This window comes from Stieleria sp. JC731 (assembly GCF_020966635.1).
Lineage (GTDB): Bacteria > Planctomycetota > Planctomycetia > Pirellulales > Pirellulaceae > Stieleria.
Map to the genome: position 1 here is coordinate 751766 of NZ_JAJKFQ010000005.1, position 23810 is coordinate 775575.

The following is a 23810-nucleotide window of genomic DNA, read 5'->3' on the forward strand; positions in this document are numbered from 1 at the left end:
GTTGGATAGGTTCGGCCAATCAATTGGGATTGGCCTTTAGAATTGATCGTTAAAGTTTTTCGATAATCCAACGACCGTCATCCATGCCTGAACCTGGGGCGGATGCACCGACCAAGCCACCCGCCCAGTTGTGCAGCGCCATCAGCATCGGGATTTCCACCCAGAACGGTTGCATGTCGCGCGGGCGAATTCCCAGCGCACCCGTGGCCGGATCCAACGTCGGGTGAGTTCCGCTGGCGCTAACCGGGATGAATGTCAGGCTGGTGGAGAAGCCTTCGGCAGCGGCAACGATTTCGGGACAGATTTCGGACATCAATTCGCCGACTTTTTCGCTGGTCGATTTGATCCGCTGGCTATCCAAGGAGAACAGCTTTGAATTCTCGATCGGCAAGTAAGGTTCGTCGGTAGAAACGTCTGGCAACAAGTTTTTCCATGCGTCCCATTTCGTGACGATGATCACCAGGGGCCGTTGATGCAGTTCATCATCGCGAAGGCCTGCGTGACGCCGAACACGTTGAATCGCTTCTAGCAAGATTGTGTCTTGGCGAATGGTCGTTTCGCGAGCGAGGCGAGTGGTTCGCGAAGCCATTTGTGGGTCATCCGATTTGCCCTCGCATGCGCGGCGGAAGCGGGTGTCCTGGGTCGGATCAAAACAGAAAAACAGACACTTTGATTTCGCAAGGTGACGTGTCACCGGGCTGATCGTTTTGTCGGCCCCGGGAAAGAAGCTTTCGCCAGCGTTGTCGTACAGACAGACGATCTTCGAAATCTCACGATTGCGTTTGTATCGCGGGTGACTTGAAAGCGGCTGTAGGTTGTACATGAAGGGACGAGGAAAACTGACCGTGTGGTCTCCCATGTCGACGGTGTCGTACATGTCGCCTTGTTCTTCCGTTTTGGCAAGCGCTACCGGCGTGTCCAAATCGGGGTTCATGAACTGCTGTTCTTCGTACTCGTGGATTCGAGCGTTGGTTTCGGCATCCACATCACTTAACGAAACCGCAAATCGCTTGGGAAGTGTCTGCCGCAGTTTCCAAGACATCGAGGTCAGGAAGTAACTTTTTCCGCACGCGGGGGCGCCAAAGATACTGAAGAACAGGCTGGGAACCTGATGCATCGAACGGGGGACGTTCAAGTGACACTTGGGACAAGCCATCCGAGTGGCATGCTGCCCGAGTTCGTCAATCGCATCGCCTTTGGGCGTGAATCGACTTGGAAGAAAACGTTTGGCGTGCTGGAAACCTAGTTTGGCGTCGCCCAACAAGTCTGGATGCTCGGCGATCCACAACGATTCCTCCGGGGCGTACTGGCTCCAACAATGGGGGCAAGTAACGCGGTTGAGAAGCGTGGTTGCAGGAGAATAAACAAGACTCGCCATAGGTTTCGTTAATCGCGTCCAGTGATTGCGGGAACAGCATTAAGGTATTCTTCCACCGATGCGACGATCTCCAAAACAGATTCTGCCGAAATCTTGCGATTACGGCCTGCAAAACCACCTTGGGACGTGATGAATCGTTTACGCGGGGGAAGGATTTCTGAATGAACGTTCAGTTTATCTGCCGAAGGGGTTTTGGTCCACTCTGACGTGTGGGGTTCTCTATGATTGGAATGCGTCCGCCGCGTCGTGCTTTTTGGTGTGCTTTTCGATTTTCGACTCTTCACTTAGGCTGAACACCCTGGGGCTGATCCGCCTAGGATTTGTTCCACAAATTCGTCGCCCCCCTCCTTTGGTTGAACCCACAAGTGATTCAATAGAGTCGATGGCGACGGTTGGTTTTAAACTTTGGAACCTGGTCGCCGAAAGATTCGCCTTCGGAGATGAAAACGGCTTAGGATCCTTCAGTCCACCGGCATGACGGCAAGTGGACGCAGTAGCCAATGATGCAGCAACCTACGATTTCGACTGAATCGATCAACAAGACAGCTATATGACCACCGAGATCGCTGAACCATCGTCTGCAAATCTGACTCCAGGTCATGGTGAATCCATGAGCCAAGAACCGCTCGACAAAAGCAATGAACGCGTTCGCGAGATGTTTCGTCAAATCGCACCAAAGTACGATTTGATGAACCACCTGCTTTCGATGAACATCGATAAGTATTGGCGTCATTGTGCGGTCAAGCGTTTAAACTTGGTACAGAACATTCCCGTCTTGGATACCTGCACCGGAACAGGTGACTTGGCGATGGCGATTGCCAATGCGGCACCATCGGGCGTCGAAGTCGTCGGCAGTGACTTTTGCGGAGCGATGTTAGAGATCGCTCGCAAGAAGCGTGTCGCTGGGACTGCGACGGGGCAGATCGACTACGTCGAAGCTGATTCACAGCAGCTACCATTTGCAAGTGATCTTTTCCAAGCGGTGACCGTCGCATTCGGTTTGCGAAACGTCGCCGATACCGACCGTGGGCTAAAAGAGTTGACCCGTGTCTGTCGTCCAGGCGGGAAAGTGATGGTGCTGGAATTTTCCCGTCCGACCCTGTTCGGTTTGCGCCAGATCTACAACGCCTACTTTAAATATGTGTTGCCGAAGGTAGGACAATTGTTCGCCCGCAATGACAAGTCTGCCTATAGCTATCTGCCAGACTCGGTTAGCCGATTTCCCGATGGCGAAGCACTTGCCGAACGCATGCGGGCGGCCGGATTAGAAGAAGTCAAGTTCACTCCGCTCACGTTTGGTGTTTGCACGATCTACGAAGGCACCAAGCCAGGAAACCTCGTCTCAAACGCGCCTTCGCTCGAAGCATGACCGCTTCAAAATATCCCGTTGTTGTTGCGATCACCGGTGCAAGCGGCGCCGTCTATGCTATCCGCTTGCTGCAGTCGTTGCTGCGTTCGCAGGTCGAAGTGCATTTGACGGTCAGTCCCAGTGGTGCTGCGGTTATCGAGCAGGAAACTGGTTTTAATTTCGACTTGAAAGCACCTGACTTGGTGGCGTTCGTTTCGCAGGTACCCATTTGGTCGACTGAGAAACGTCGAGCAGACATCGTCGCGGTTGACTGGGCCAGTTTGGTTCGGGAACGTCTGAACTATCATCACTACGAAAACTATTTTACGCCAATCGCGAGCGGTTCTTTTCGTACTTCGGCGATGGTTGTCTGTCCGTGTAGCGGAAGCACGCTTAGCAGCATTGCCCATGCGGCATCGAACAACCTCATTTCGCGAGCAGCCGAAGTTCACCTGAAAGAACAACGAAAGCTGATTTTGGTGCCTCGCGAAACACCTCTTAGTGTTTTGCAGTTGGAAAACATGCATCGGCTAGCGACCGCCGGGGTCACAATCTTGCCGGCGATGCCAGGTTGGTACCATGGCGTCGAATCACTTGATTGTCTCGTCGACTTTGTCGTGGCGAGATTGCTGGATCAACTACAAATCGACAATCAATTGATTGAGCGTTGGAAGGATACAGATGGTTGACTTGGCAGACCGAGATAAATTGCAGTCGCATGCCGATTTGCAAGGGCGGGAGCCGATTGGACAGTCGGCAAAACGTATCAATGTCAGCGATTGGCTGGGACTGATTCGTTTTTCTCACACGCTGTTTGCACTGCCATTCGCAACACTTGCGACGGTGATGGCTTTTGCGACGCCGTTGCCCGACGGTACACATCCCGGACTGCGTTGGACCGATCTGTTGGCCATCTTGGTTTGCATGGTGAGTGCGAGAAACGCAGCGATGGCCTTCAATCGGCTGGTCGATCGCAAAATCGATGCGGAGAATCCGCGAACGAAGGGGCGTCATATTCCGGCGGGAAAGCTGTCCGCGACCGCAGTTGCCTATTTCACGATTGCTAATGTTCTAGTCTTCATCGCTGCGGCGGCAGCATTCCTACCCAATTGGGTCCCACTGGTTGCTTCACTACCGGTGCTGGTTGTCGTGATGGGCTACAGCTTGGCAAAGCGTTTTACGAGTGCGGCGCACCTTTGGTTGGGTGTTGCGTTAAGCCTCTCACCCATCTGTGCTTGGGTCGCCATCCGAGGGCCTCAATCGGTGTTGGTGCTATCCGACTTGATCGCACCGGTCTTGTTGGCCGCAGCGGTAGCGGCTTGGGTAACCGGGTTTGACATTATCTATGCTTGCCAGGATGCCGAGTACGATCGAGGAGCCAAACTGCACAGTGTGCCTGCTCGTTTCGGTGTTGCTGGTGCCCTTCGAATCGCGGCGATGTCGCACTTCGTGATGCTTCTGTTTTTGATCGCGCTTCCGATTCTCGCCCCAAGCGTCGGGTTCGGATGGCTCTACTGGGTTGCCTTCGTTTTGATCGCCGCTTTGGTGGTCCGGCAGCACTCGCTTGTCAGCGCCGGAAATCTGGCACGGGTCGGTGAAGCGTTCTTTCAGACCAATGTTGCCATTAGCGTCTTGCTAATGGTTGCCGGATCGATCGACTGCTTGTGGATTTGAAGCCGCGTCAGCAATGATCGTGAACGCATTGGTCGTGAGCCCTGTGATTGCGAACGATCAAGTGCAGACATGTGATCGAACTAGAAGACTAGTGCTTCATTGCGTACGAAAATACGGGTTCGGTTCATCAGCCGATGGGTGTTAGCAGCCCCAGTCACTGCACGGAAACCGTGGCTAACGCCATACGGCTAATCTTAAAATCGAGTTGGAACGAAGCACTAGCACCAATGGCAATCCAATCCGATCTCGCCCTTTTCCCAAGCCAGCAGGAACGGTGGCAAGCTAGGCAGAAGGTCCGTGGCGAATCGCACTTCGTCGCGGCTCATCCAAAAAACGTCCGCGACTTCTGCCGGATTTGCGGTTGGGATAATCGCATCCTGGAGATCGGCGTGCCACCAAGCGAGGTTGGTTCCCCAACTGGTAACGCTGCGGTAGCAAAGCTGCATCGGAGTGACATCGATGGCAAGCTCTTCTTGCATCTCGCGAACCAAAGCCTGTTCTTCGGACTCCCCTTTTTCGATCCCTCCACCGGGTAGGCACAGCTTTCCCGGAGCGGTCACCGTCAGCGCACGCCGGATCACCAGCAGTTTGGCCTCGCGAAAAATCACGCCGACCACACCACGTTTGCGTCTGGTGCTGGGTTTGACGGGTGGACAGTCCATAAGTCAGCTTGTAGCGGAATTGATGCCGATCGACAATCGCGATCACTGGCTCGCACACCGAAAGTCCTCATAAGAAAGTACTACGTTGACAAGAATCGGACCTCTTTTTGATCCACAACGAATCCAATCGAAGGATGTACGAGATTCTTTGCAGGAAGCGTTGCGAATTTGCCGGGTGTTGCACGAATCTGGGCATGTCGCGTACTTCGCGGGAGGCTGCGTCCGTGATGCTTTGTTGAATCGCCCGCCCAAAGATTTCGATGTGGCAACCGATGCAGTCCCAGACCGGGTTCGAGATATCTTTGGCCGACGAAATACCTTGGCGTTTGGCGCTTCCTTCGGAGTCATCGGCGTTTTGCCGCCCAAGTCGATTCGAAAACAATGTGATTCCGTTCACCCTACCGAAGTCGCGACGTTCCGCAGCGATGGCGAGTATTCCGACGGTCGCCGCCCCGACGAAGTCCATTTTGGTGATGCGAACAACGATGCGCTTCGTAGAGATTTTACGATCAACGGGCTTTTCTATGATCCACAGAATGAAGAAGTGATCGACTACGTCGATGGTGAAAAGGATCTTGCGGCCGGTCGTCTTTGCACAATTGGCAAACCACAGGAACGCTTCGAAGAAGACAAGTTGCGGATGCTGCGTGCCGTTCGTTTCGCCACGTCACTAGGTTTCGAAATTGAATCGTCGACCTATTCGGAACTAGCCCGCCGTGCGGACGAAATTCAGATTGTCAGCGGCGAGCGAATCGGCGCCGAGATGCGCCGGATTGTCAGTTGTGATGAGGCTGCGTGTGGCATGCAGCTTCTGTTGGAAACCGGATTAAACCGTCAGGTCTTCCCAGATTTGTCGGACGAATGTTTGGATTCAGTGAATCGCAATCTGAATTCGCGGTCTGTCTACGACTTCGAGTCTTCATTGGCAGTGGTCTTGCTCGCAATCAGTTGGCAAGCTGGCAGCGGCGACTCGCCGAAGCGTTTCAAATCTACGCTAAAAGACTTGTCGAGTCGTTGGAAGTTGTCTGGTGAAGAGCTGCGACGGGTTGCGGCAGCCGGTGATTTGTACCAGATCGTAATTGATGCGGCACCGATGGCATGGTCGGAACTGCAGCCGGTTTTGATCAATCGGGATATTCAATTTGTGATTGAATGTGCACGCACGGTTTGCCACGCTGACGAGATAGCCACCGACGGAATCAAACGCTGTGAAGAAGCGTTGCAATGGCCTGTCGAGAGACTCAATCCGGAACCGCTGGTCACTGGAGATCTGTTGATCGCCGAAGGGTTTCGTCCGGGGCCGCAGTTCCGTTCATGGCTGGCCAAGATTCGGCAGTTGCAGCTCGACGGCGAATTGGATTCAAAAGAATCCGCGCTCACAATCGTCCGAGAACTGGCCGCAGAATGAAGTTGTTCCGTGTGGCGAATCGGAAAATCCCAAGAGCCGCAACGGCGTTAGCCGCGGTTGAGTGAGGCTTTGTGTCTGGACCAGGATGGGAATAACCGACGCTAGCGCGTATCGGCTCAGTAGGTGGCCCATGAGCCGCAACGGCGTTAGCCGCGGTTGAGAGAGATGTTTTGTCTGGAACCGGGATGGGAGTAACCGACGCTAGCGCGTATCGGCTCAATAGGTGGCCCTTGAGCCGCAACGGCGTTAGCCGCGGTTGAGAGAGATGTTATGTCTGGATCCAGGATGGGAAGAACCGACGCTAGCGTGTATCGGCTCAGTAGGTGGCCCTTGAGCCGCATCGGCGTTAGCCGCGGTTGAGTGAGGCTTTGTGTCTGGACCAGGATGGGAGTAACCGACGCTAGCGCGTATCGGCTCAGTAGGCAGACCCATGAGCCGCAACGGCGTTAGCCGCGGTTAAAACAACAAACCATCCATCCGGGACCATTGACTTCAGACTTATTCGGCGATCGTGATTTGGTTGTCGATCTGGCTCACCCCTGGTTCCAACCGCATCAACAGCTCGCTCATCCGGCGATCTTTCTCGCTGGAAACCACTCCGGTTAGGACGGCGGTTCGCCCGGCCATGGTGATGTTGACGTTTCGAACGCTGCTGTTCGCCGGAAGCCGGTCGAAGACTTTCGTTGCCGCCGATTGAACTTGCACGCTGCTAAGCGGCGGAGCGTTGATTGCCGATCGCAGACGGACACGAATGGTTGGTTGTGAATTGGCGGAATTCTGTGCGCCGAAGGCATTTCCTAAGGCTCCAAACAATCCGCCAAGGCCACCGAGACCTCCCATGCCACCGCCACGGGCACTTGTCGCGCTCGATCGCCCGGTGGTTCCGGACGACTCCGCGGCAGCCCCGAAACCCTGGACGTTCTCGGAACCGATGGACGATCCACGCTGGACTCCAGAAAAACCTTCGCTGCTGGATGCGGAGAGTGAAAAACTGCTGCCGGACCCCATTGTGGAACTGCCGGTCGACGTTCCGGTTGAGGATGAAGTGCTGTCGGTTCCGGTAGTCGTGCTTCCAGAGGAAAACTGAGCACTGGCCAAGCATGCGAGTGACAAATTGGCTACCAAAGCGATGAAGACGCAATGAAAGCGACGTTGGTTGAGGCTGTCAGATGGCAAATTCAGCATGGATGCGGTCACCGCTTGCGAAAATGAATTGGTTGAATTTGTTACCCTACTTTAACGTTTGGCGCCTCCAAACGTTTCGGTTTTTGCCTGCCAAGTTCAGTTCAAAGTGCCAAGATTCGGACCGCAAAACCGAATCAGTCGGCAAGTTCAGACCAGGACCGCAAATTCAGGCACTGTCACCTTTGGCAATTGGCCGCCAAATCGGGGCACCTAAACTTTTCCCTCCCTCTTGAGATTGATCATGAGCACGATTCGAGCGCGAGACGGATCTCTACGATTCGCTCCCTACATGAAACAGACTTTGGCCGCCGTGTTTCTGACGACGGTAGGCCTAGCGGTCGGCATGCCGTCGGCACCGGCGGCGGAGAACGATTCGTCCGACAGTCTGCCCGGGGCTCCTCGTTTGTTCCCAAGCGATTCCCTGGCGTACATTCGGTTGGACAACGCTGCTGATCTTCGCAAAGACATGAAAAAGTCTTCGCTGGGGATGATGATCAACGATCCCAAGATGCGTCCCTTTGCCGATGAATTCTATGCGACGCTCAAAGATTTGTTCCAACAGGTAAGCGATGAGATCGGTATCGGCCTGGACGAATTGCTGGACATTCCGCAAGGCCAAGTCGCCATCGCGATTCATCCGGCAAAGCCACTTGAAGGTGACGAAAAGCCGGAACTCACTTTCGACGACGATGCTGACGAAAGTGAGATTCAGCGACGCAAAAAACGACAAGAGCTTCGCGAGCAGTACTCGTTCGGGTTCACGTTTATCGTCGACGCCGGTGAGAATATCGATAGCTTGATGAAGATCGTTGATCGGTTTGAGCGTGAACTCACCAAGCAACGTGTTCGCCGTGTTGTAAAAATCGACGGTACCGAAGTCAAGCGGATGTTGCCCAATCGTGCCGGGCGTCTTCCCATCGAATTCTTTGAACGGGATGGGACATTCGTGATCGGAGTTGGTAATTCTGCCGCACAAGACGTTTTGAATCATTGGATCGGCAAAAGCGATGAGCCAACGTTAGCCGAGAATGCCACCTTCGGCACGATCATTTCACGGTGTGTCGGCGCAGAAGAAACGCGTCCGCAGTTGACTTTCTTTATTGATCCACATGCGATTGCTGATCGTATCATCAAACGATCGGATTCGATCACCGTCGCATTGCTGTGGCCCTCGATCGAAGACCTCGGTGTCGCGAGAATTGGTGGAATCGGCGGGAGTTCATTCCGTGGCGGCGATGTTTTCGAAAGCATCGCTCATTGGCATATCAAGATTGACCCGCCGCGTGACGGACTGTTGGGAGTGCTGCGTCCAGAGACCGGTGTCACAGCACCGCCGGACTGGGTTCCTGAAAAAGTCGTGACGTACACTTCGCTGAACTGGGATTTTGCGAAAGCCTATGAAAACTTTGGCAAAGTGCTGGACCGATTCCAGGGAGCCGACGCACTAAAGCGGTTTGTCGAAGATCCCGTCAGCACACGAATCGGGATCAGCGTTCAAGACGACGTTCTCGGAAACTTTACCGGTCGATTCGTCAGGCTGGTTTGGATGGAACCGCCTATGCGAATCAACAGTGGCGTGAATGTATTTGCGTTCGAACTGAAAGATGCTGCGAAGGCAAAATCGGACTTGGCCGAGGTTCGCGACCGAATGCAACGAGGCCTCAACGTCGAAACGATTGCTGGTCACGTTGTCTATCGGATGCGTGGTCCAGGACAGAACTTTCCCAAGAACCTTCGTCGGCCAGAGCCTAGCTTTTTAGTGCTGGATAAATGGTTGATCTACTGTGACAGCACCGATTTCATCGAAAAGGTTGCTCTCGCCCAAGCTGGGAAATTGCCCCGTCTGGTCGACCTGCCCGAATACTCGTTGGTGTCAGGTGAGCTCGGTGGCAAGCTGGATGGCGATGAGCCATTCATGCTGTCGTTCATCGATGGTGCCGAAGGCATGCGGATGATTTATGACTTGGCGAAAGACCAGAACTCTCGCAACTTCTTGCGAAGTGCCGGAGAGAACAACGTTGTCGCAAGAAAGTTCTCGGAGCTTATGGACCGCAACGAGTTGCCGCCATTCTCGGAACTAGAAAAGTACTTCGCACCGACCGGATCATTCGGCTACAACGAACCCGATGGAATCCACTTCGGTTTCTTTTCGCTTCGTCCCGATCCGGAGACGAACTGAACCGGACGCTAAGTCAACCACTCGTTCCCGGCTGGTTTGGGTGATCCGCATCAGCCGGGAAAGGTGTTCGCACTGGGCGGCCGCAAGACGGACTCAGAATTCGTCTTGCGGCAAAACGATGGGCAAATCCTTGGAGCCGATCAAAGCTCTGATTAGAAGCCGCCCGGGGTAGTGAATTCGGCATAGTCGCTGAATTCGTCGTGATGCTCGGGGGCTCGGTTTCCGAATCGTGTGAAGTCGGATTCCCAAGTTAGCTGTACATCGCCGACCGGGCCGTTACGCTGTTTAGCGATAATGATTTCAGCCTGACCGGCGTACTGAGCGCGTTCTTCGCCCCGGTGATAGTACTCTTCACGGTGGACGAACATCACAACGTCAGCATCCTGCTCGATAGCACCAGATTCACGAAGGTGGCTAAGTTTGGGTTTGTGGTCTTTGCTGTCTTCGGCTTGCCGGTTCAGCTGAGACAGGCAAAGCAACGGGACTTCTAATTCCCGAGCCATCCCTTTCAGACGACGTGCGATTTTTGCGACCTGTTCCTGCCGGGGGTCACGTGAGTTGTCCGGTTCGATCAGCTGAAGGTAGTCGATCACGATCAGACCGAGGCCGTTCTCTCGACGTTTGATACGTCTTGCCGCTGCCGCGATTTCACTGACCGTTCGACTGGGGGAATCATCGACGTAGAACGGGGCGGTGCTAATTTCGTTCGCTTTGTTGATCAATCGCGTCTGATCGTCGGCGCTGATCGTACCGTTACGTAATTTGTGGCCGTTGACACGCGCAAGGCTACAGAGCATCCGGTCGGCAAGTTCGATCCCGGACATTTCCAAACTGATGAACAGCGCCGGCTGACGCAATTCGATCGCACAGTGTTCGGCAATGTTCATCGCCAAGGCCGTTTTACCCATCGAAGGACGGGCCGCCAAAATGATCAGTTCGCCCATGTGAAGGCCACCGGTCATCGTGTCATAATCCAGCAACCCGGTTTCGACCGTACCCTCGGTCACTTCACCGCGCAGGCGAGCCTCCATACGGTCCATCGCCGCATGTAGAACGTCGTTCATCGAGTGCAATGAGTTTGCCGATCGACCGTCCATGATCGAAAACACTTTGGCTTCCGCCTGAGCACACAGCTCGCGAGCTTCGCTGGATTGGTCGTAGGCATCACGCAGGATGTCGGTACCGGCGTGGATCAGTTTTCGGTAGACCGCTTTTTCGGAAACGATCTCAGCGTAGTAAACTGCGTGTGCCGCGTTGGGAACTGCAGAAGACAGCCTCGCCAGGTAGGCCGCACCGCCGATGGTTTCGAATTCGTCAGCTTTCTTTAGCCGAGCAACCAACAGGGTGACGTCGATCTTTTCCCCGCCATCGTACATGTCGCGCAGTTGCGCGTAGATCGCGCGATTGGCGTCATCATAAAAGTCGTCCGCGCGGAGCGAAGCGAGATCATCGCAGACTTCCGGAAGAATCAGGATGCTTCCCAGCACTCCCATCTCGGCTTCGAGATCAAATGGCGGTTGTCGCTGAAGGATCTCTGCCGCCGACTGGGGGCGTTTCTTCTTTTTGTCCTTTGAACGGTCAAAGTCTCCGGTGCTCAACGCTCCGATCCCTGGTTTTTCTGGCTGAGATTGATGGTGAAGTTGGCCAGTCAGTTTCCATTGTTCGCCGCCGACGAGCAAGTTCAACTGAAAGCTTCTTGTTGGAACCGACAAATACGAACAGAGAATGACGACACGTCCAGGCAGGCTTTCCGGCTGACAAATCGTCTAGCCCGTTTTGCTTAGCCCGTTTTTAAAGTTGCCTCGACGCGGCGAATGGCTTCGTCGGTAGACAATGCGGTGTTTCCGCGGCCGATCGTTTTATTGGAATCCAACCACTGGCGAACTCGCTGTGATGCAAGGATCGCGGTGCTGTGGCTGCGTCCCCCATAGTGCCCGCCGATTTCCGAAAACGGACTGCCGGTCATTTCACGCGATAGGTACATCGCTAACATTCGAGGTCCGGTCAGGCTCTTCGCTTGCGAACTCGATTGCAACGAACGGCCTTCAAGCTGGAACACTTTTTCGACCGCTTGTTCGATCGTTTGCAAGGTAATCGGAACGCCCGATGATCGCAGCAAATGTGAGCCGTGTTGTCGAATCTGATCCATCGTTGGCATTTCGCCATACATCCGCTGTAGCAGCGAAATCAGGTTCGCGATGCCGATTAGCAATCGCCCATCACCATCGACACATTCAGCGATTTCGGCCAATGTTTCTTGAGGCCAAGACTTTGGCGAGCTGTTGTCGGCGTAACGACGGAGCAATTCCACTCGCGTGTCAAAGTCCAAGCTGTTGACTTGGCAGACAAGTCCTGATGCCAGTCGGCCGCTAAGCTCGCCGCCCAGGCCTTTGATTTCAGTCGGGGCTTTGGTGCCTGCGAAGACCAACGGTTTGCCAGCTTCGGCGAACATCTCGATCGTGTGCTGGAGCTCACGAATCGTCGCCTTCTTGTCGACAAAGAACTGAATGTCGTCGATCAACAACGCACTGGCATCGCGGAAACGCGATCGGAACGCAGGCAGACTGTTGCCGTGAAGTGCTTTGATGAAATCGTTCGTGAAGTCTTCCGCAGACATGATGATCACGTGTCGCAAGCGATGCACCGAACGAAGTTTTTTAGCGACCGCGCCAAGCAAGTGTGACTTTCCGGATCCGGGAGGCCCCCAGAGGACCAACGGTGAAGCGGTCCGCGGTGCTTCGATCGTCATTTCGCAGGCGGTCACGGCCAAGCGATTACAAGGTCCGGTAACGAAATTGTCCCAGCTATGGTCCATTGCCTGACGCATGTTTTGACGCGTCGAAGCGGACATTGTGGGCGAACCGCTGGTGGTCTCCGATCCGCTATTCGATTGCCTTGATGTCGCTGCCGGATTTTGTGGTCGGGCAGACGTTTGGGGGCGAGCAGGCACCGGAGCCGATGCCTGAGCAGCCGTTTTGCGGCTGTCGGTTCCGTCGGCGAGGATCGCAGCGAGTGATTGTGTTTGTGGGCGACGGCTATAGGAACGGTTTTTCGCCGATCCTGGTTTCTTTCGGCCTACGCTGTTCGGCTGAGCCGAGGCGGTTGATTGACTTGAACCTAAAGCGGGGTCCGCGGTCGCAGCTGTTTCTTCGCTGCTTTGATCGGCAAATGGCAGCCCGACTTGTTGAGCGGGGGCGCCGGCAACATCGATACGAACGTTGGTCAGTCCGCCGCATGCGGCAGATGCAGCCGCACGCATCGACGACATGAAGTTCTTGCTCAAACGGTCCGCAGCAAACTGCCCGCGAGCGGTTGCGATGATGCAGTCCGGTTTCGCTCCGTCAGCTTGCGGTGTCTCGACTTCGAACTCGATCCCAGAAAACCAAATCTGGTAACGCTCCGCGCCCACACGCTGCTTCAAAGCCTCCTTGAATGTGACGATGACATCCGAGTCATCGTTGCAGCCTTGCGTTGCGGACATACCGGGAGCGCAGTCCTCCATCATGGATAATTGCGAAACGAACTGATCCAAATTGCCAACCGTTGCTATCACGGCCACGTGGGGAATCCCGGCCGACAAATTTGGTGTGAATGTGATCCTGTTGATTAGCTCGGAAAAGCAGCCAAAGCGTTGGCAAGAAAAGCAGCCAACCTAGCTCCGCTGGGTGGCGTTTCAGCCTCCCGAACCCATCAAATTGACTCTCTTAACGCCCCGTGCTGGAATTGAAAGCAATTCCCGTCGACGCTCGTTGAGTGGGCGAGATTCTAAGTTTGCTAGCACGCAAGTCAAATCGAATTGTCGTCGGAGAGCTTTGGATTAAATCTGGCGGTTGATCTTCATTCGCATGAGGCAAGAATTCACGGTTAGAGACGCCCTCCGGATGATCGGGCTGGGACGGTTTTCGACCAATGTCAAAGAATTCAAGCGGGTGGAAAAAGTGTTGAGGGTTCAGCGCCACCGCCGTGACGGATGCGTGTTTCGAGCTGTAAGTTCAGTCACGTTATTGGTTTACGTTCGGTGTGGGGCGTTTTTCTACGCGACCCTTCATCGAATCTACATCGGCAAAAACCCGCCCGCCGAATTGTTTTTGCTGTCTGAAGGCGTCGGGCCAACCACCCGCTCGCCGATTAACACTTCGATATTGGACATATGTGATCCAAGTCATGTATTGCCAGGCAACGATGGAATTGCACTGGTGGATCGGGTATACTCCTGTTGGTTGTCGGCTCGGCGACATAACTCCTAAATCAACGAGTAAGCAAATGGCAACGAAGCAACTCACGGATCGGCAGCGCCGCGTGTATGAGTTGATACGTGAACTGATTATCAACCGAGGCTACGGGCCAACAGTTCGCGAAATCGGCGAAGCATTTGGCATCAAAAGCCCCAACGGTGTGATGTGTCACCTTCGCGCTCTGGAACGAAAAGGACTGATTCGACGCAGTCCCAATAAGTCTCGCGCGATCGAATTGACCGAGACAGCCGACCGCGGACACAGCTTGCCAATGGCGGGTCTGGTCGCAGCCGGAACGACAGCCTTGGCGTTCGAACAGACCGACCGCGTCGATTTCAGCGGGATGTTCTGCAAAAACGATCGTTTCATTCTGCAGGTATCGGGCGACTCGATGATTGACGCCCACATTCAGGACGGCGACTTTGTCGTCATTCAAAAACAAGATTCGGCAGAGCCAGGACAAATGGTCGTCGCGGAGCTTGCCACCGGAGATTCAACTCTGAAGTTTTGGTTTCCCGAGGAAGGTAGGATTCGGCTGCAGCCCGCCAACAGCGGGATGGCACCGTTGTACGTCTCCGATGCAAAAGTCATCGGCGTCGCCGTCGGAGTGGTCCGAAACGGGATTTAGTCGGTTTGGGCCGCAAAGAGTCTGGGCCGCTAAGAAATTCGCAATACGAAAATAGGCAACGCTTCCTGCAAAGCGTTGCCTATTGCTTTTCAATCTGCCCATCCGCAGACATAGCCATCAGCGGCGTCCGGCCATACAGGCGACGCGAGGTCTACTCGTCACCAGCACGCATGAACGGTGTCAGAACAGGCTCGTAGTCGCAAATTTCTGAACTTTCGAAGTAAAGTTCCAGTTCACGTTGGGCGGCTTCTGGTCCGTCGCTGGCGTGTACCAAGTTCATTTGGCGGCTGCTGCTGAAATCGCCACGGATCGTTCCGGCAGCGGCGTTTAGCCCGTTGGTCGCACCGAGCATGTCACGTACGACTTTGATGACATCAAGGCCTTCGATCGCCAAAGCCACAATTGGAGCCGAAGTGATGAAAGATTCCAGGCTTGGATAAAACGGCTTTTCGACGTGTTCGGCGTAGTGCTGCTTTGACAATTCTGGAGTGACTTGCAGCATTTTCATCGCGATGATGTTCAGCCCCTTGGCCTCAAATCGTGCGATCAATTGACCCATCAAGCGGCGTTGGACGGCGTCTGGCTTCAGTAGAACAAGCGTTCGTTGTAGTTGATCGCTCATAGTGTTTCTCCGGGTTTGATTTGATGTATTGGTTGGCCCGAGATTATTGGTTGAGTGCCCTGTTGCGCGAAGCGGGGCAGAATTGACATCGCAGCGTGATTCGGATGTTTTGGCGCCCGTGAATCGCGGCAATGGTGCCACGGAACCAGAACGCAGGATAAACTTTCATCCACGAGTCTGTGATCTTTCATTGACGAGTCAGTCCAACGGCGATCGCAAAGCTGCGAATGATCCGTGGACGGCCGTCGTCGGTGAGGGATCATCGACCGGTGCAGAGTGCGATTGGTAGCACTACGTGAGAAACAGTAGGAACGTGAAGGCAGGATACAGTTGCGATGAGCCAAGGCGATCAACAAGAAACGAAAACACCCGTGTCGAGTGGTTCATCTGGGAACGGGGCCAGAAAGCGAATTTTGCTTGTTCCCTACCCCAAATTCATTTTCATGTATCCGACTCTAATCGTTTCGATTATCGCGTCGTTGGTGCTGTGGCTCGGCGGCTATGATTCGGTCAATCCAGTCGAAGACAGAACGGCCGTGATGATGACCGGATTGTTCTTGGCCGTTCTGATGGCGAATATGTTCGTCATCGTCTTTGATTTTCCACGAGCGACTTCATTGACGTTGATGTTCGTGGTGACGTCGGTCGCTATGGGGCTATGGCTGTTATTTCTTTCCCGTCCGGGTTTGCTACCGGCACTTGAAGGCTGGGCAAAAAGCATCCGACCGGTCGCGAACACGACTTTCTTTTTGTGTATGACGTTCGGAATGGGATTGATGTACATCGCGGTGTTCGTCAGCACGCGATTCAACTACTGGGAACTTTCCAACAACGAACTGCTGCACCACCATGGCATGCTAAGTGACTTGAAACGCTATCCGGCGCCCAACTTGCGTGTCGACAAAGAGATCAACGACGTCTTTGAGTATGCGTTGCTTGGGGCAGGTCGTTTAATTTTGCATCCGGCGACTGAAAAGCGAGCGATTGTCTTGGATAACATTCTCTTTGTTGGCACCAAAGAAGAAGAGATGACCAAGATGCTCGGTTCGATCAAAGTCAAGATTGGCAACGATAGCAACGGTTAGATGGGATCTTGAAGACGACTCGCTTGGCGTCGCTGGGCGAGTGGCTGCAGCATTTCGGAAAGGCCTTTTAGCGAGACCGGCATTGCGGCGTTGCGATCTTTCCATTGTTTCCACCAAGCTTCGGTGGTTTCGGCAACAGCCTCGTCGCCAAGTCGCCATAGCGTGATGGCCTTGCCGATGGGAAGATCCTTTTGGGAATGGAGCCCCAAGTTGAATGCCGCTTGCAAGACAACCGGAACCGAACCCAAGTCCCATGGCAGTAGAGTGTGGCGACGGGTGCCGGAACCGAAGCCTTCGGGATGATCGATTTGCGGTCCGGGACCGAGAGACTGCTCCAAATGTCTACCGATGGCAACCTGCGTTGCGTAATACGCTAGGCGGGTGACTTCGGTGACGACAGGATCGGGATCGGTCAACATCGCTTCGATCCAAATACGACGGCTTCCCGAATCAAAGCCGCCATCGCCACCACGAAACGGTTGGACCAACAAACAGTCGATCGTTTCGGGCCACCAACCGTCTGGTGGCGTCGAATGCCAGATCAGTTTGGCGGTTTCGATTAGCATCCCCGGACCATAGGTTTGCCAGCGATCACGCAGCGGACCGGCTCGTAGCTTCAGCTGTTCCTGCAGTTTTGGGAACCGATTGGCGAGGGCGATCCTGCATTCGTCCAGTTGGCTGCAAAGTGCAGCCGCGGTCGCTTCGATTTGCAGCTCACTACATCCTGCGATCGCAAGTGCTTCTTCACAGGCGAGCTTTAACGAAGCGCCGGCAGCGACTTCGGCGAACAAGGCTGACCAAAAACCGGGGACATCGGCCATGGTCGATGCCAGCCTCGTATTAATCTGGCTTGTCGGAGCCGACAACTTGTCTTCCGTGGCTTTGTCGGTGCATCGGGCGCCGGTTCCAATCACGTAAGACGCGTGGATCACACTTAGTTCGGCAGCGGTTTGAAACCTCAGGTTGGACTTTTTCGCCAAAATAAAGCCTTGGGGCTCAGTAAGCGTTCGACAGTTGACCGATTTCCCCGGGCGAGCGGGGGCGCGGGACACTAAGTTAGCTTTTCAGCTTGCGGAACTCGATGAGATCTGTGACTGAATCCATTGTTCAAGTTCTTCGAAATCGACGGGCGGCAAGTCACAAAGGTCGGGGCGAAGTTTGACCGCGTCATGCAAATAGACGTGGCGTACATCGGCTTGCTTCTTTGGTGTATTCCAGTGTAGGAGCACACGGATGCAGCGTGGCAGTGAACGTTCGACAGAAATCTCGTATCCACACAAAAGTGGCACTTCATCCCAGCCCAATTGGCGGGCTGCCAAGGCGGGGAATTCTGCTTTAAGGTCTTTGGTAACGGTAAACAGGGCGCTGGCAACGTCCGCCGTGTCGATTTCGTTCTGGCGGATCATCAGCGCCAATAGCTGACGCGTTTTCAGCAAGATTTCATCGCGATCATCGACATCGACAGTCGTGGCCCCTCGAACGCCTCGGCATGCGGTCGTCATTTCGTCTTTCCTTTCACTCTCGATAAGAATGCAAATTGTTGGCGCTCGTGCTGTGCTTTAGCCGTACAAAGCGTTCCCTGTATTGCGTACTATAGCGCAAAGAGGCCCTTGCCGATAACCATGGAGACGCGATCAATGGATTCGTCCGCGTCATTCCTGAACCTGAAGATTATCTATTCCATGAACGCAAATCGCACGCCCCACCAAGAACGGATTATCAAGAATTACTACCGAAATCGCGATGCGATCGGGATTCAGAAAGCGCAAGAGGCTGTCACCGAGCTGTACCTCAGCGAAGGCAAGAAGCGGTTGACGGTTTGGAAGCGGTTGTGCAGCCACCTCGAAAAGGCGGGACTGTCAAACGAACAGATCGAACACTTGCGAGAAAAAGACGACCCCGCGCTAGTTGCCGAGGCCCTGGCAAAGCTGGCGTAGTTGCCGAACCCGGTCCAGCGTCGTTATGCCCATTTGTGAGTTCCGATGAGCCGAAACGCGTTAGCGTCGGTTGTGTGAGTGATTGGATTCAGACAGATCACTCAACCGTGGCTAGCGCCAGAACGGCTCAGGTATTGTCGCCCAACATTCACGCTGAATCGGCGATGCTGAAAGCTGCAGATAGGGGAACGGCAACGATTCAACGGAGTTCCCGAGCGATGTTCAAGTTCGCTCGGGAGCCCAGTGAGTTTCGCGCGTTCGGCTTTCAAATTAGAGTGGTGTCTGGCGATCAATCGCGAGACAGTTTCTCTTGAGCACGAGCTGCTTTCAGAGCAGCCGCTTCGCGCGACAATTTGAATTCGGGTCCAGCCGGGAAGTACTGCACATCATCTTGAAGGTAGTACGGGCTGGGGAGAGTTTGTCCATTCATCGATACTTGGCAACCGGTGGCACCTGCCAAGCAGGTACCCGTGACGATAGCGATTGCGGCGACTCGAGAGATGCGTCCAGAAGTCTTTTTTCGGCTCATGGCTTCCGTGCCTAAGTTGGATCTTTACATGTCGGGTCCGCGGTGCGGCTTCGAATCCCGTCAGAACCGGTATCGGATGAATAACCGGCAAAGCTTAACCCCCAGGGGCGATTTTCCGAAAAAGCCGTCATCGGCGGCTAAATGAAGCCCGGCGTCACAGGGACTGTGACGAGTACTTTCAGGCACAACAATAGTACCCGGCGCGCTCCGCCGTGCCGCCGCAGCACTGAAACTAACGACCGGAAAGATCCGACGCATGGCGTCACAGGGACTGTGACGGGTACTTTTAAGAAGAACAACAGTGCCCGGCGCGCTCCGCCTTGCCGCCTCAGCACTGAACTAGCGACCGGAAAGATCCGACGCATGACGTCACAGTGACCGTGACAGGTACCGTAAGGCGGCTGGTATCTGAAAATCGATTCATCTCATGTGTGAAACATCTGGTTTCACACCGGTTTTCACCGCCGCGTTTAGTTTTGTTGCTTGGTGCAAGTCGAGATCAACGGCCGACCGTTTTGAAGATTGTCTGTTGGTCGTCAGGCCACTGGACATAAAGATTCAGATCCAGCTCCGTCGACACCTCGATTTCTTGGGCCATGTTCCAAAGTGTCTGAAGCCGCTCAACGGTTGGCTCCAATGCATCAAGTTGTTGTTTCTTCGCCTTGATGTCTGCTTTGGTGATGCGCTGCTGAGACGACGTCTGGCTGCTAAGCGATGTTTCGAGCAAGTCGATCCGCGTTAGCAAGGCTGTTCGGCTGGTTGCCCGGGAACGAAGTTCATCGTAGAGGTGGTTTTTGGTGAAATATTGAAACTGATAGTTGGGGTCCAGTCGGCCAAACCACTGCACCATCAATTCCAGTTCGCGGTCACAGCTGACTGTGATTTGCAATCGAATCGCCACCAAGTCTGTTTCTGTTGGTGTAATTTCAACGATGCCAATTTGTTTCCCGTCGGACAGCAAATCGATCGGTTGAATCCAACGGAATTGAATCGCTTCAGATTCACTTTGGAAGCGAAGGTCCAAATGAGTCTTGTCCCTGATAATTGGGTGCTTCAGCATCCATCGCCGGGGCGCGGCTTCCGTGAACAACTCACCGATCCGCTGAGCATTCAGGGCCGGGCGTAGGTAGATCGGCTGCTTGGACGAATCGATCAAACGGCCGTGAAACAGCTTTTGTGAGTTGACGGACTGAGCCCCCTCCTGAGTCCAGCGAAATTGCGGACTGGAATTTCCTGACAGGATGGCAATGACTTGTTCCTTGGATTCGTCAACGATCTTCGTAGTCGATCCTTCGTTTCGCAGACTGATTCGATAGGGCTTAGGAAACTCAAGTTGGCTCAATGGCGTTTGCACATTCGTGATTTGGACAGCCTGCTCACTGTCACTTGGCAAGGGAAGTTCGACGAAACCTGCTTCGAACTCCTGCCAACTGACCTGATTCTTTGGCGAGGATGGATCCTCGTCCGCCGTGCCCTGCGAGACATTCAGCAATACATCCTCGGGCTTTTCGCCGCCGAGTTTTTCCGCGTCAGAAGCAAGCACTGTGCTTTTCTGTGCTTGCTTGACTGTCTGATTGGTGTTGCCAAGCAGGTCCAGTATCGATTCGGTCGACTTCGGTTTCTTGAGGCTGTTCTCGCTAGGGCGAAACGTCGATTCGGTTGGCAACCCTTCTGGGCGAGTCAACCGTTCAATTGCGGATTGGATATCACTGGTGGCCGAGCCGATGGCAACCTGATCGTTCGAGGAGAATGACTCAGCAGGTTCGATCGATTGGAGGTCTTCCGATGATTCCGTAGGAGAGGGCAAATCAACCGATAAGTGAGAGTCGTCGTCTTTAGCAGCGACGCGTTCTTGTGCTTTGGGCGGTGTCAACGTATCGGATTGTTTGACACGGGGTTGATTGGCAATCCTTTCTTTTCGCTGGTTGGCGATGGTGAACCCGACGTAGCACAACGCAATCACGGCTGCGAGCGATGCCACGCCAAGCACGAGGTTCCAGTTAAACTTGCGATCTCGTTCAATCGGTTTCAGTTTCAGTCCACGCGGGTGGATGACCGGTTCGGGCGTCCGTTGAACTCGCTCTTCACCAAAACGTTCGATCAAGGCCCGAGTGAATTGGTCGACCAGGACTTTTCTTCGGTCCTGTTCAGCGTCCGTCATTCCCGACGTTTCCGTCTCCTCGACGTGATGGCTATCGAGTCGCTGCCTGAGACCGTCGGTTCGGTTGGTCTGGCGGGCATTGGTGACAGGACCTATTGAATTCGAGACACTACCTGTGGAGCCAGCCGTCTCGATTTTCGACGCCGTTGGGGAGCGACCCTCGGCTAATTCTTTAGACGCATTGCTGTGGAGAGATCCTTGACTGTCCGGCGAGCTTAGTCGGCGTCGAAAATCCGCGACCACGGTGCTGACATCATTGCTGTGTAGCGAACCGGAATCGCGCTCACTGGATTCATTTACCGCGATGGAGCCGGATGCAGAGGGGCCGTAGACGAGTTCGCCTTGTGCGGTCAGGAACCATCGACCGGGATCTGCTGACGGCAAAGCATGGTGGTTGGCTTGGTAGTCCAAGCAGGCTTGTCGAAAAAGTTCCTGCAGATCATCGAGCAGCTTGGCGGGGGGCAACCCTAAACGGGATTTGAGCGACTGCAGTGACTCGGTATCGCCGGAGATGTTCGAAGCCAGATCCGCACTTGCGTAGCTGTCTGAAGGTGTCGCTGGCTTAGCATTCTTGTCCCGCTTCCCCTTTCGACGGGCGGACTGCGGCTTGGATTGACCAAGCGAGTCTGCGTTTTTCGTCGAGGGATGGTCCATGTGAAATCAACGGCGCCGGTCGATCAATTGTCGTTTTGCGGGATTGAGGTTCACAGACGCTTCATCTGCGCAATCCCAAGTTTGCCCAATGCTCCAATCTGCTCAGCTGTGCGCTATTGTCAGCACTCTGACGGCACGAATCAAACCCCGCAATGCTCTGCTCCCCCGATGGATGGCAAAAAAAGCGGGTGATTCGCAAAATTGTGGAAACTCGACCTTGATTTTTCGCGATCGCCAAAGATTTCCTGACTGCTTCTACCGGAATTTGCCAAACCCTCACGCCCGGTCGTGCCGATAACTCCGGCTGAAGGGATTGTCAGCATGATGCTGAACGTGTCGAACGCAGGGATGCGTTTCCGTCCGGCATCAGGGCCAATCGCTTCAAAAAATGTCCAGGGGGGGAAAACCGGGACTGTCAAAGCGCGGCATCGAATGCTTGATGCTGAGGCGGTCGGTGTATTCGCACACCATGTCATCCCTCCCACCAATCTATCGTGGCTCGGGAGAACTGACGCAGGAAAGCGTTAGCAGTGGCTCGGGCAAACGAGCCCAATCAATGAGGCGGCTGCGACCGCGGAGACGTTTGCGATGCACCGAATGATTCGAACCATGCTCTACAGACCATCTACAAAATTACTTTTGGCCCGCGTCGGAACCATGTCGCAAATCTGCGGTACTGCTTGTGCAGTCATGTTGGCGTTGGCAACCGTGATGACCGCAGGCGCACAAGGGATCTCCTTGGCCGGCTATGACCTGGAGGGAAGTGGCTATGTGCTTCCTGCAGGTGCGCCGCCAATGGGAATACCTGGTGGTCCTGGCGGGATCACCCCAGTTGGCTACTGCGACTCCGGTTGCGGTTCAGCCGGAATGATGCCTGCAATGGACCGCATGGTATGCGGTTCGTGCGGCGGTGGCGGCGGATGTAGCTGCAACAGTGCTCTTGGTGGCGGCGGCTTGCTCGGCAAGATGCGATCGGGCGGCGGACCGGCTTGTCTGTTCTGCCGTGGTGCAGGATGCACCGCATGTCGCGAGCTACCATTTGGCTATGCAGGATCGGTTGTGGCCGGTGCCGTTTCGATGTTGCGTCCTTACGGCGAAGCTCAGCTTTGCTCGCAGCGTTGGTACGATCTTAGTCTGGAAGGGATGTTCCTGAGCCGTGAGATCGGCGGCGGTGTTCCAAGTGTCATCACGACGCAAGGCATCAGCGGAACTCCTGTTCTGACTCTCGACAATGTTGGCGAGGATGACTTGGAAGGCGGCGTCCGTGCATCGGCTGCATTCCTGTGGGGCCCCGGTGGAAACATCGAAGGCGTCTACATGGGCGGCAACGAATGGAGCGGCACCGCATCGGCAGTTTCATCGGGTAACGACCTGTACTCGTTCATCAGCGACTTCGGTGTCACGCCAGCAAACGGCTACGATGACACCGACCGATCGACAACACAAAGCTTGGTCGCACGCAGTGCGTTTCACTCGGCTGAACTAAATTATCGTCGTCGTACGATGTTCCCTTACTGCCGCTTCCAAAGCTCTTGGTTGGTGGGTCTGCGATATGTCCGCTATGACGACTCGCTGCTCTACTCAACCTCGGTTGCAAACGATAACAGCCGCTTCTTCCAAAGTGAGTCGAGTACGAAGAATCATTTGTTCGGACCACAAGCCGGTTTTGACTTCTGGTGGAACGTCGTCCCCGGTGTTTCGCTAGGCGTCGGCTCCAAGGCTGCTTGGGTACAAAACGATGTCGATCGCAAAACGTTCGTCTCGGCAAACTCGCTGGGTATCAACGCGACTCCCGGCAGCACCAGCCTGTCGGACTTCGATCAAGACACCACGGTGATGGCTGACTTCGAACTGAAGATGATCTACCGACTGACATACTCCTTGACCGTACGATCGTCTTACTACGTGATGGCAATCGACGATATGGTCTACGGCGGTCTGGACAAGGACACGATCACCAACATCTTCGCGACCACGAATGTTGATCGTCCTTTTGTCTACGACGACTTGGTACTGCAAGGTTTCACCGTCGGTGCTGAATACACCTGGTGATCCGACTCTCCGCATCGCAACCAAACAAAAACCCCGGTCGAATCTCGGCCGGGGTTTTTTTGGGTTTTGCGGA

General features: G+C 54.4%; 19 protein-coding genes. 9 read left to right on the forward strand and 10 right to left on the reverse strand.

Going from position 1 to position 23810, the window contains the following annotated elements; genetic code table 11:
- Positions 1-49: 49 nt before the first annotated feature.
- Complete coding sequence (locus LOC67_RS13780) at positions 50-1378, reverse strand: hypothetical protein (RefSeq protein WP_230263187.1); 1329 nt, start codon at positions 1376-1378, stop codon at positions 50-52.
- A gap of 550 nt (positions 1379-1928) precedes the next feature.
- Between LOC67_RS13780 and ubiE the strand changes: the two genes are divergently transcribed.
- The 3 genes from ubiE to LOC67_RS13795 are packed head-to-tail and all read left to right on the forward strand — an operon-like array spanning position 1929 to position 4400.
- Positions 1929-2747 (forward strand): bifunctional demethylmenaquinone methyltransferase/2-methoxy-6-polyprenyl-1,4-benzoquinol methylase UbiE, encoded by an 819-nt coding sequence (ubiE, locus tag LOC67_RS13785; RefSeq protein WP_230263188.1) that lies wholly within the window; start codon positions 1929-1931, stop codon positions 2745-2747.
- On the forward strand, positions 2744-3415 hold the full coding sequence (locus LOC67_RS13790) for a UbiX family flavin prenyltransferase (RefSeq protein WP_230263189.1): 672 nt from the start codon (positions 2744-2746) through the stop codon (positions 3413-3415). The genes ubiE and LOC67_RS13790 overlap by 4 nt, the downstream gene beginning before the upstream one ends.
- On the forward strand, positions 3408-4400 hold the full coding sequence (locus tag LOC67_RS13795; RefSeq protein WP_230263190.1) for a UbiA-like polyprenyltransferase: 993 nt from the start codon (positions 3408-3410) through the stop codon (positions 4398-4400). Before LOC67_RS13790 ends, LOC67_RS13795 begins: the two co-directional genes overlap by 8 nt.
- A 218-nt stretch (positions 4401-4618) precedes the next feature.
- On the opposite strand, the gene LOC67_RS13800 is transcribed toward LOC67_RS13795, so the two are convergent.
- Positions 4619-5062, reverse strand: a complete 444-nt coding sequence (locus LOC67_RS13800) for an NUDIX hydrolase (RefSeq protein ID WP_230263191.1) — start codon at positions 5060-5062, stop codon at positions 4619-4621.
- 175 nt (positions 5063-5237) lie between these two features.
- On the opposite strand from LOC67_RS13800, the gene LOC67_RS13805 reads away from it, so the two are divergent.
- Positions 5238-6470 (forward strand): CCA tRNA nucleotidyltransferase, encoded by a 1233-nt coding sequence (locus LOC67_RS13805; protein ID WP_230263192.1) that lies wholly within the window; start codon positions 5238-5240, stop codon positions 6468-6470.
- 498 nt (positions 6471-6968) lie between these two features.
- Here LOC67_RS13805 and LOC67_RS13810 read toward each other — a convergent pair whose 3' ends face one another.
- Positions 6969-7655 (reverse strand): BON domain-containing protein, encoded by a 687-nt coding sequence (locus tag LOC67_RS13810; RefSeq protein ID WP_230263193.1) that lies wholly within the window; start codon positions 7653-7655, stop codon positions 6969-6971.
- Between the two features lie 241 nt (positions 7656-7896).
- On the opposite strand from LOC67_RS13810, the gene LOC67_RS13815 reads away from it, so the two are divergent.
- Positions 7897-9834, forward strand: a complete 1938-nt coding sequence (locus LOC67_RS13815; protein ID WP_230263194.1) for a DUF3352 domain-containing protein — start codon at positions 7897-7899, stop codon at positions 9832-9834.
- Between the two features lie 152 nt (positions 9835-9986).
- Here LOC67_RS13815 and dnaB read toward each other — a convergent pair whose 3' ends face one another.
- Positions 9987-11432, reverse strand: coding sequence for a replicative DNA helicase (gene dnaB, locus LOC67_RS13820; protein ID WP_230263753.1), 1446 nt, complete (start codon positions 11430-11432; stop codon positions 9987-9989).
- 182 nt (positions 11433-11614) lie between these two features.
- Positions 11615-13339: a DnaA ATPase domain-containing protein gene (locus LOC67_RS13825; RefSeq protein WP_230263195.1), complete on the reverse strand. Its 1725-nt coding sequence runs from the start codon at positions 13337-13339 to the stop codon at positions 11615-11617.
- Positions 13340-14097: 758 nt separating this feature from the next.
- Between LOC67_RS13825 and lexA the strand changes: the two genes are divergently transcribed.
- Positions 14098-14697 (forward strand): transcriptional repressor LexA, encoded by a 600-nt coding sequence (lexA, locus tag LOC67_RS13830; RefSeq protein ID WP_230263196.1) that lies wholly within the window; start codon positions 14098-14100, stop codon positions 14695-14697.
- 151 nt (positions 14698-14848) lie between these two features.
- On the opposite strand, the gene ndk is transcribed toward lexA, so the two are convergent.
- The gene (gene ndk / locus LOC67_RS13835) at positions 14849-15319 is read right to left on the reverse strand and encodes a nucleoside-diphosphate kinase (protein WP_230263197.1); all 471 of its coding nucleotides are present in this window, start codon (positions 15317-15319) and stop codon (positions 14849-14851) included.
- 443 nt (positions 15320-15762) lie between these two features.
- On the opposite strand from ndk, the gene LOC67_RS13840 reads away from it, so the two are divergent.
- A complete protein-coding gene (locus tag LOC67_RS13840) occupies positions 15763-16404 on the forward strand; it encodes a hypothetical protein (RefSeq protein ID WP_230263198.1) in 642 nt (213 codons plus the stop codon).
- Here LOC67_RS13840 and LOC67_RS13845 read toward each other — a convergent pair.
- Positions 16401-17456 (reverse strand): hypothetical protein, encoded by a 1056-nt coding sequence (locus LOC67_RS13845; protein ID WP_230263199.1) that lies wholly within the window; start codon positions 17454-17456, stop codon positions 16401-16403. The genes LOC67_RS13840 and LOC67_RS13845 overlap by 4 nt on opposite strands.
- A 12-nt stretch (positions 17457-17468) precedes the next feature.
- The gene (gene aroH / locus LOC67_RS13850) at positions 17469-17906 is read right to left on the reverse strand and encodes a chorismate mutase (RefSeq protein WP_230263200.1); all 438 of its coding nucleotides are present in this window, start codon (positions 17904-17906) and stop codon (positions 17469-17471) included.
- Positions 17907-18041: 135 nt separating this feature from the next.
- On the opposite strand from aroH, the gene LOC67_RS13855 reads away from it, so the two are divergent.
- Complete coding sequence (locus LOC67_RS13855; protein WP_230263201.1) at positions 18042-18341, forward strand: hypothetical protein; 300 nt, start codon at positions 18042-18044, stop codon at positions 18339-18341.
- 289 nt (positions 18342-18630) lie between these two features.
- Here LOC67_RS13855 and LOC67_RS13860 read toward each other — a convergent pair whose 3' ends face one another.
- The gene (locus LOC67_RS13860) at positions 18631-18870 is read right to left on the reverse strand and encodes a hypothetical protein (RefSeq protein WP_230263202.1); all 240 of its coding nucleotides are present in this window, start codon (positions 18868-18870) and stop codon (positions 18631-18633) included.
- Positions 18871-19369: 499 nt separating this feature from the next.
- Positions 19370-21685 (reverse strand): hypothetical protein, encoded by a 2316-nt coding sequence (locus tag LOC67_RS13865; protein ID WP_230263203.1) that lies wholly within the window; start codon positions 21683-21685, stop codon positions 19370-19372.
- Between the two features lie 609 nt (positions 21686-22294).
- Here LOC67_RS13865 and LOC67_RS13870 point away from each other — a divergent pair.
- Positions 22295-23737, forward strand: a complete 1443-nt coding sequence (locus LOC67_RS13870; protein ID WP_230263204.1) for a BBP7 family outer membrane beta-barrel protein — start codon at positions 22295-22297, stop codon at positions 23735-23737.
- The last annotated feature ends 73 nt before the right edge of the window (positions 23738-23810 follow it).

Excerpts from the sequence above, each read along its gene's own strand:
- LOC67_RS13855 (WP_230263201.1), top strand. The coding sequence starts at position 18,042 with ATGGATTCGTCCGCGTCATTCCTGAACCTGAAGATTATCTATTCCATG.
- LOC67_RS13815 (WP_230263194.1), top strand. The coding sequence starts at position 7,897 with ATGAGCACGATTCGAGCGCGAGACGGATCTCTACGATTCGCTCCCTAC.
- ndk (WP_230263197.1), bottom strand. The coding sequence starts at position 15,319 with ATGAGCGATCAACTACAACGAACGCTTGTTCTACTGAAGCCAGACGCC.
- LOC67_RS13795 (WP_230263190.1), top strand. The coding sequence starts at position 3,408 with ATGGTTGACTTGGCAGACCGAGATAAATTGCAGTCGCATGCCGATTTG.
- LOC67_RS13810 (WP_230263193.1), bottom strand. The coding sequence starts at position 7,655 with ATGCTGAATTTGCCATCTGACAGCCTCAACCAACGTCGCTTTCATTGC.
- LOC67_RS13860 (WP_230263202.1), bottom strand. The coding sequence starts at position 18,870 with ATGAGCCGAAAAAAGACTTCTGGACGCATCTCTCGAGTCGCCGCAATC.
- LOC67_RS13800 (WP_230263191.1), bottom strand. The coding sequence starts at position 5,062 with ATGGACTGTCCACCCGTCAAACCCAGCACCAGACGCAAACGTGGTGTG.
- LOC67_RS13865 (WP_230263203.1), bottom strand. The coding sequence starts at position 21,685 with ATGGACCATCCCTCGACGAAAAACGCAGACTCGCTTGGTCAATCCAAG.
- LOC67_RS13870 (WP_230263204.1), top strand. The coding sequence starts at position 22,295 with ATGCTCTACAGACCATCTACAAAATTACTTTTGGCCCGCGTCGGAACC.
- ubiE (WP_230263188.1), top strand. The coding sequence starts at position 1,929 with ATGACCACCGAGATCGCTGAACCATCGTCTGCAAATCTGACTCCAGGT.
- LOC67_RS13780 (WP_230263187.1), bottom strand. The coding sequence starts at position 1,378 with ATGGCGAGTCTTGTTTATTCTCCTGCAACCACGCTTCTCAACCGCGTT.
- LOC67_RS13790 (WP_230263189.1), top strand. The coding sequence starts at position 2,744 with ATGACCGCTTCAAAATATCCCGTTGTTGTTGCGATCACCGGTGCAAGC.
- aroH (WP_230263200.1), bottom strand. The coding sequence starts at position 17,906 with ATGACGACCGCATGCCGAGGCGTTCGAGGGGCCACGACTGTCGATGTC.
- lexA (WP_230263196.1), top strand. The coding sequence starts at position 14,098 with ATGGCAACGAAGCAACTCACGGATCGGCAGCGCCGCGTGTATGAGTTG.
- LOC67_RS13825 (WP_230263195.1), bottom strand. The coding sequence starts at position 13,339 with ATGATGGAGGACTGCGCTCCCGGTATGTCCGCAACGCAAGGCTGCAAC.
- LOC67_RS13840 (WP_230263198.1), top strand. The coding sequence starts at position 15,763 with ATGTATCCGACTCTAATCGTTTCGATTATCGCGTCGTTGGTGCTGTGG.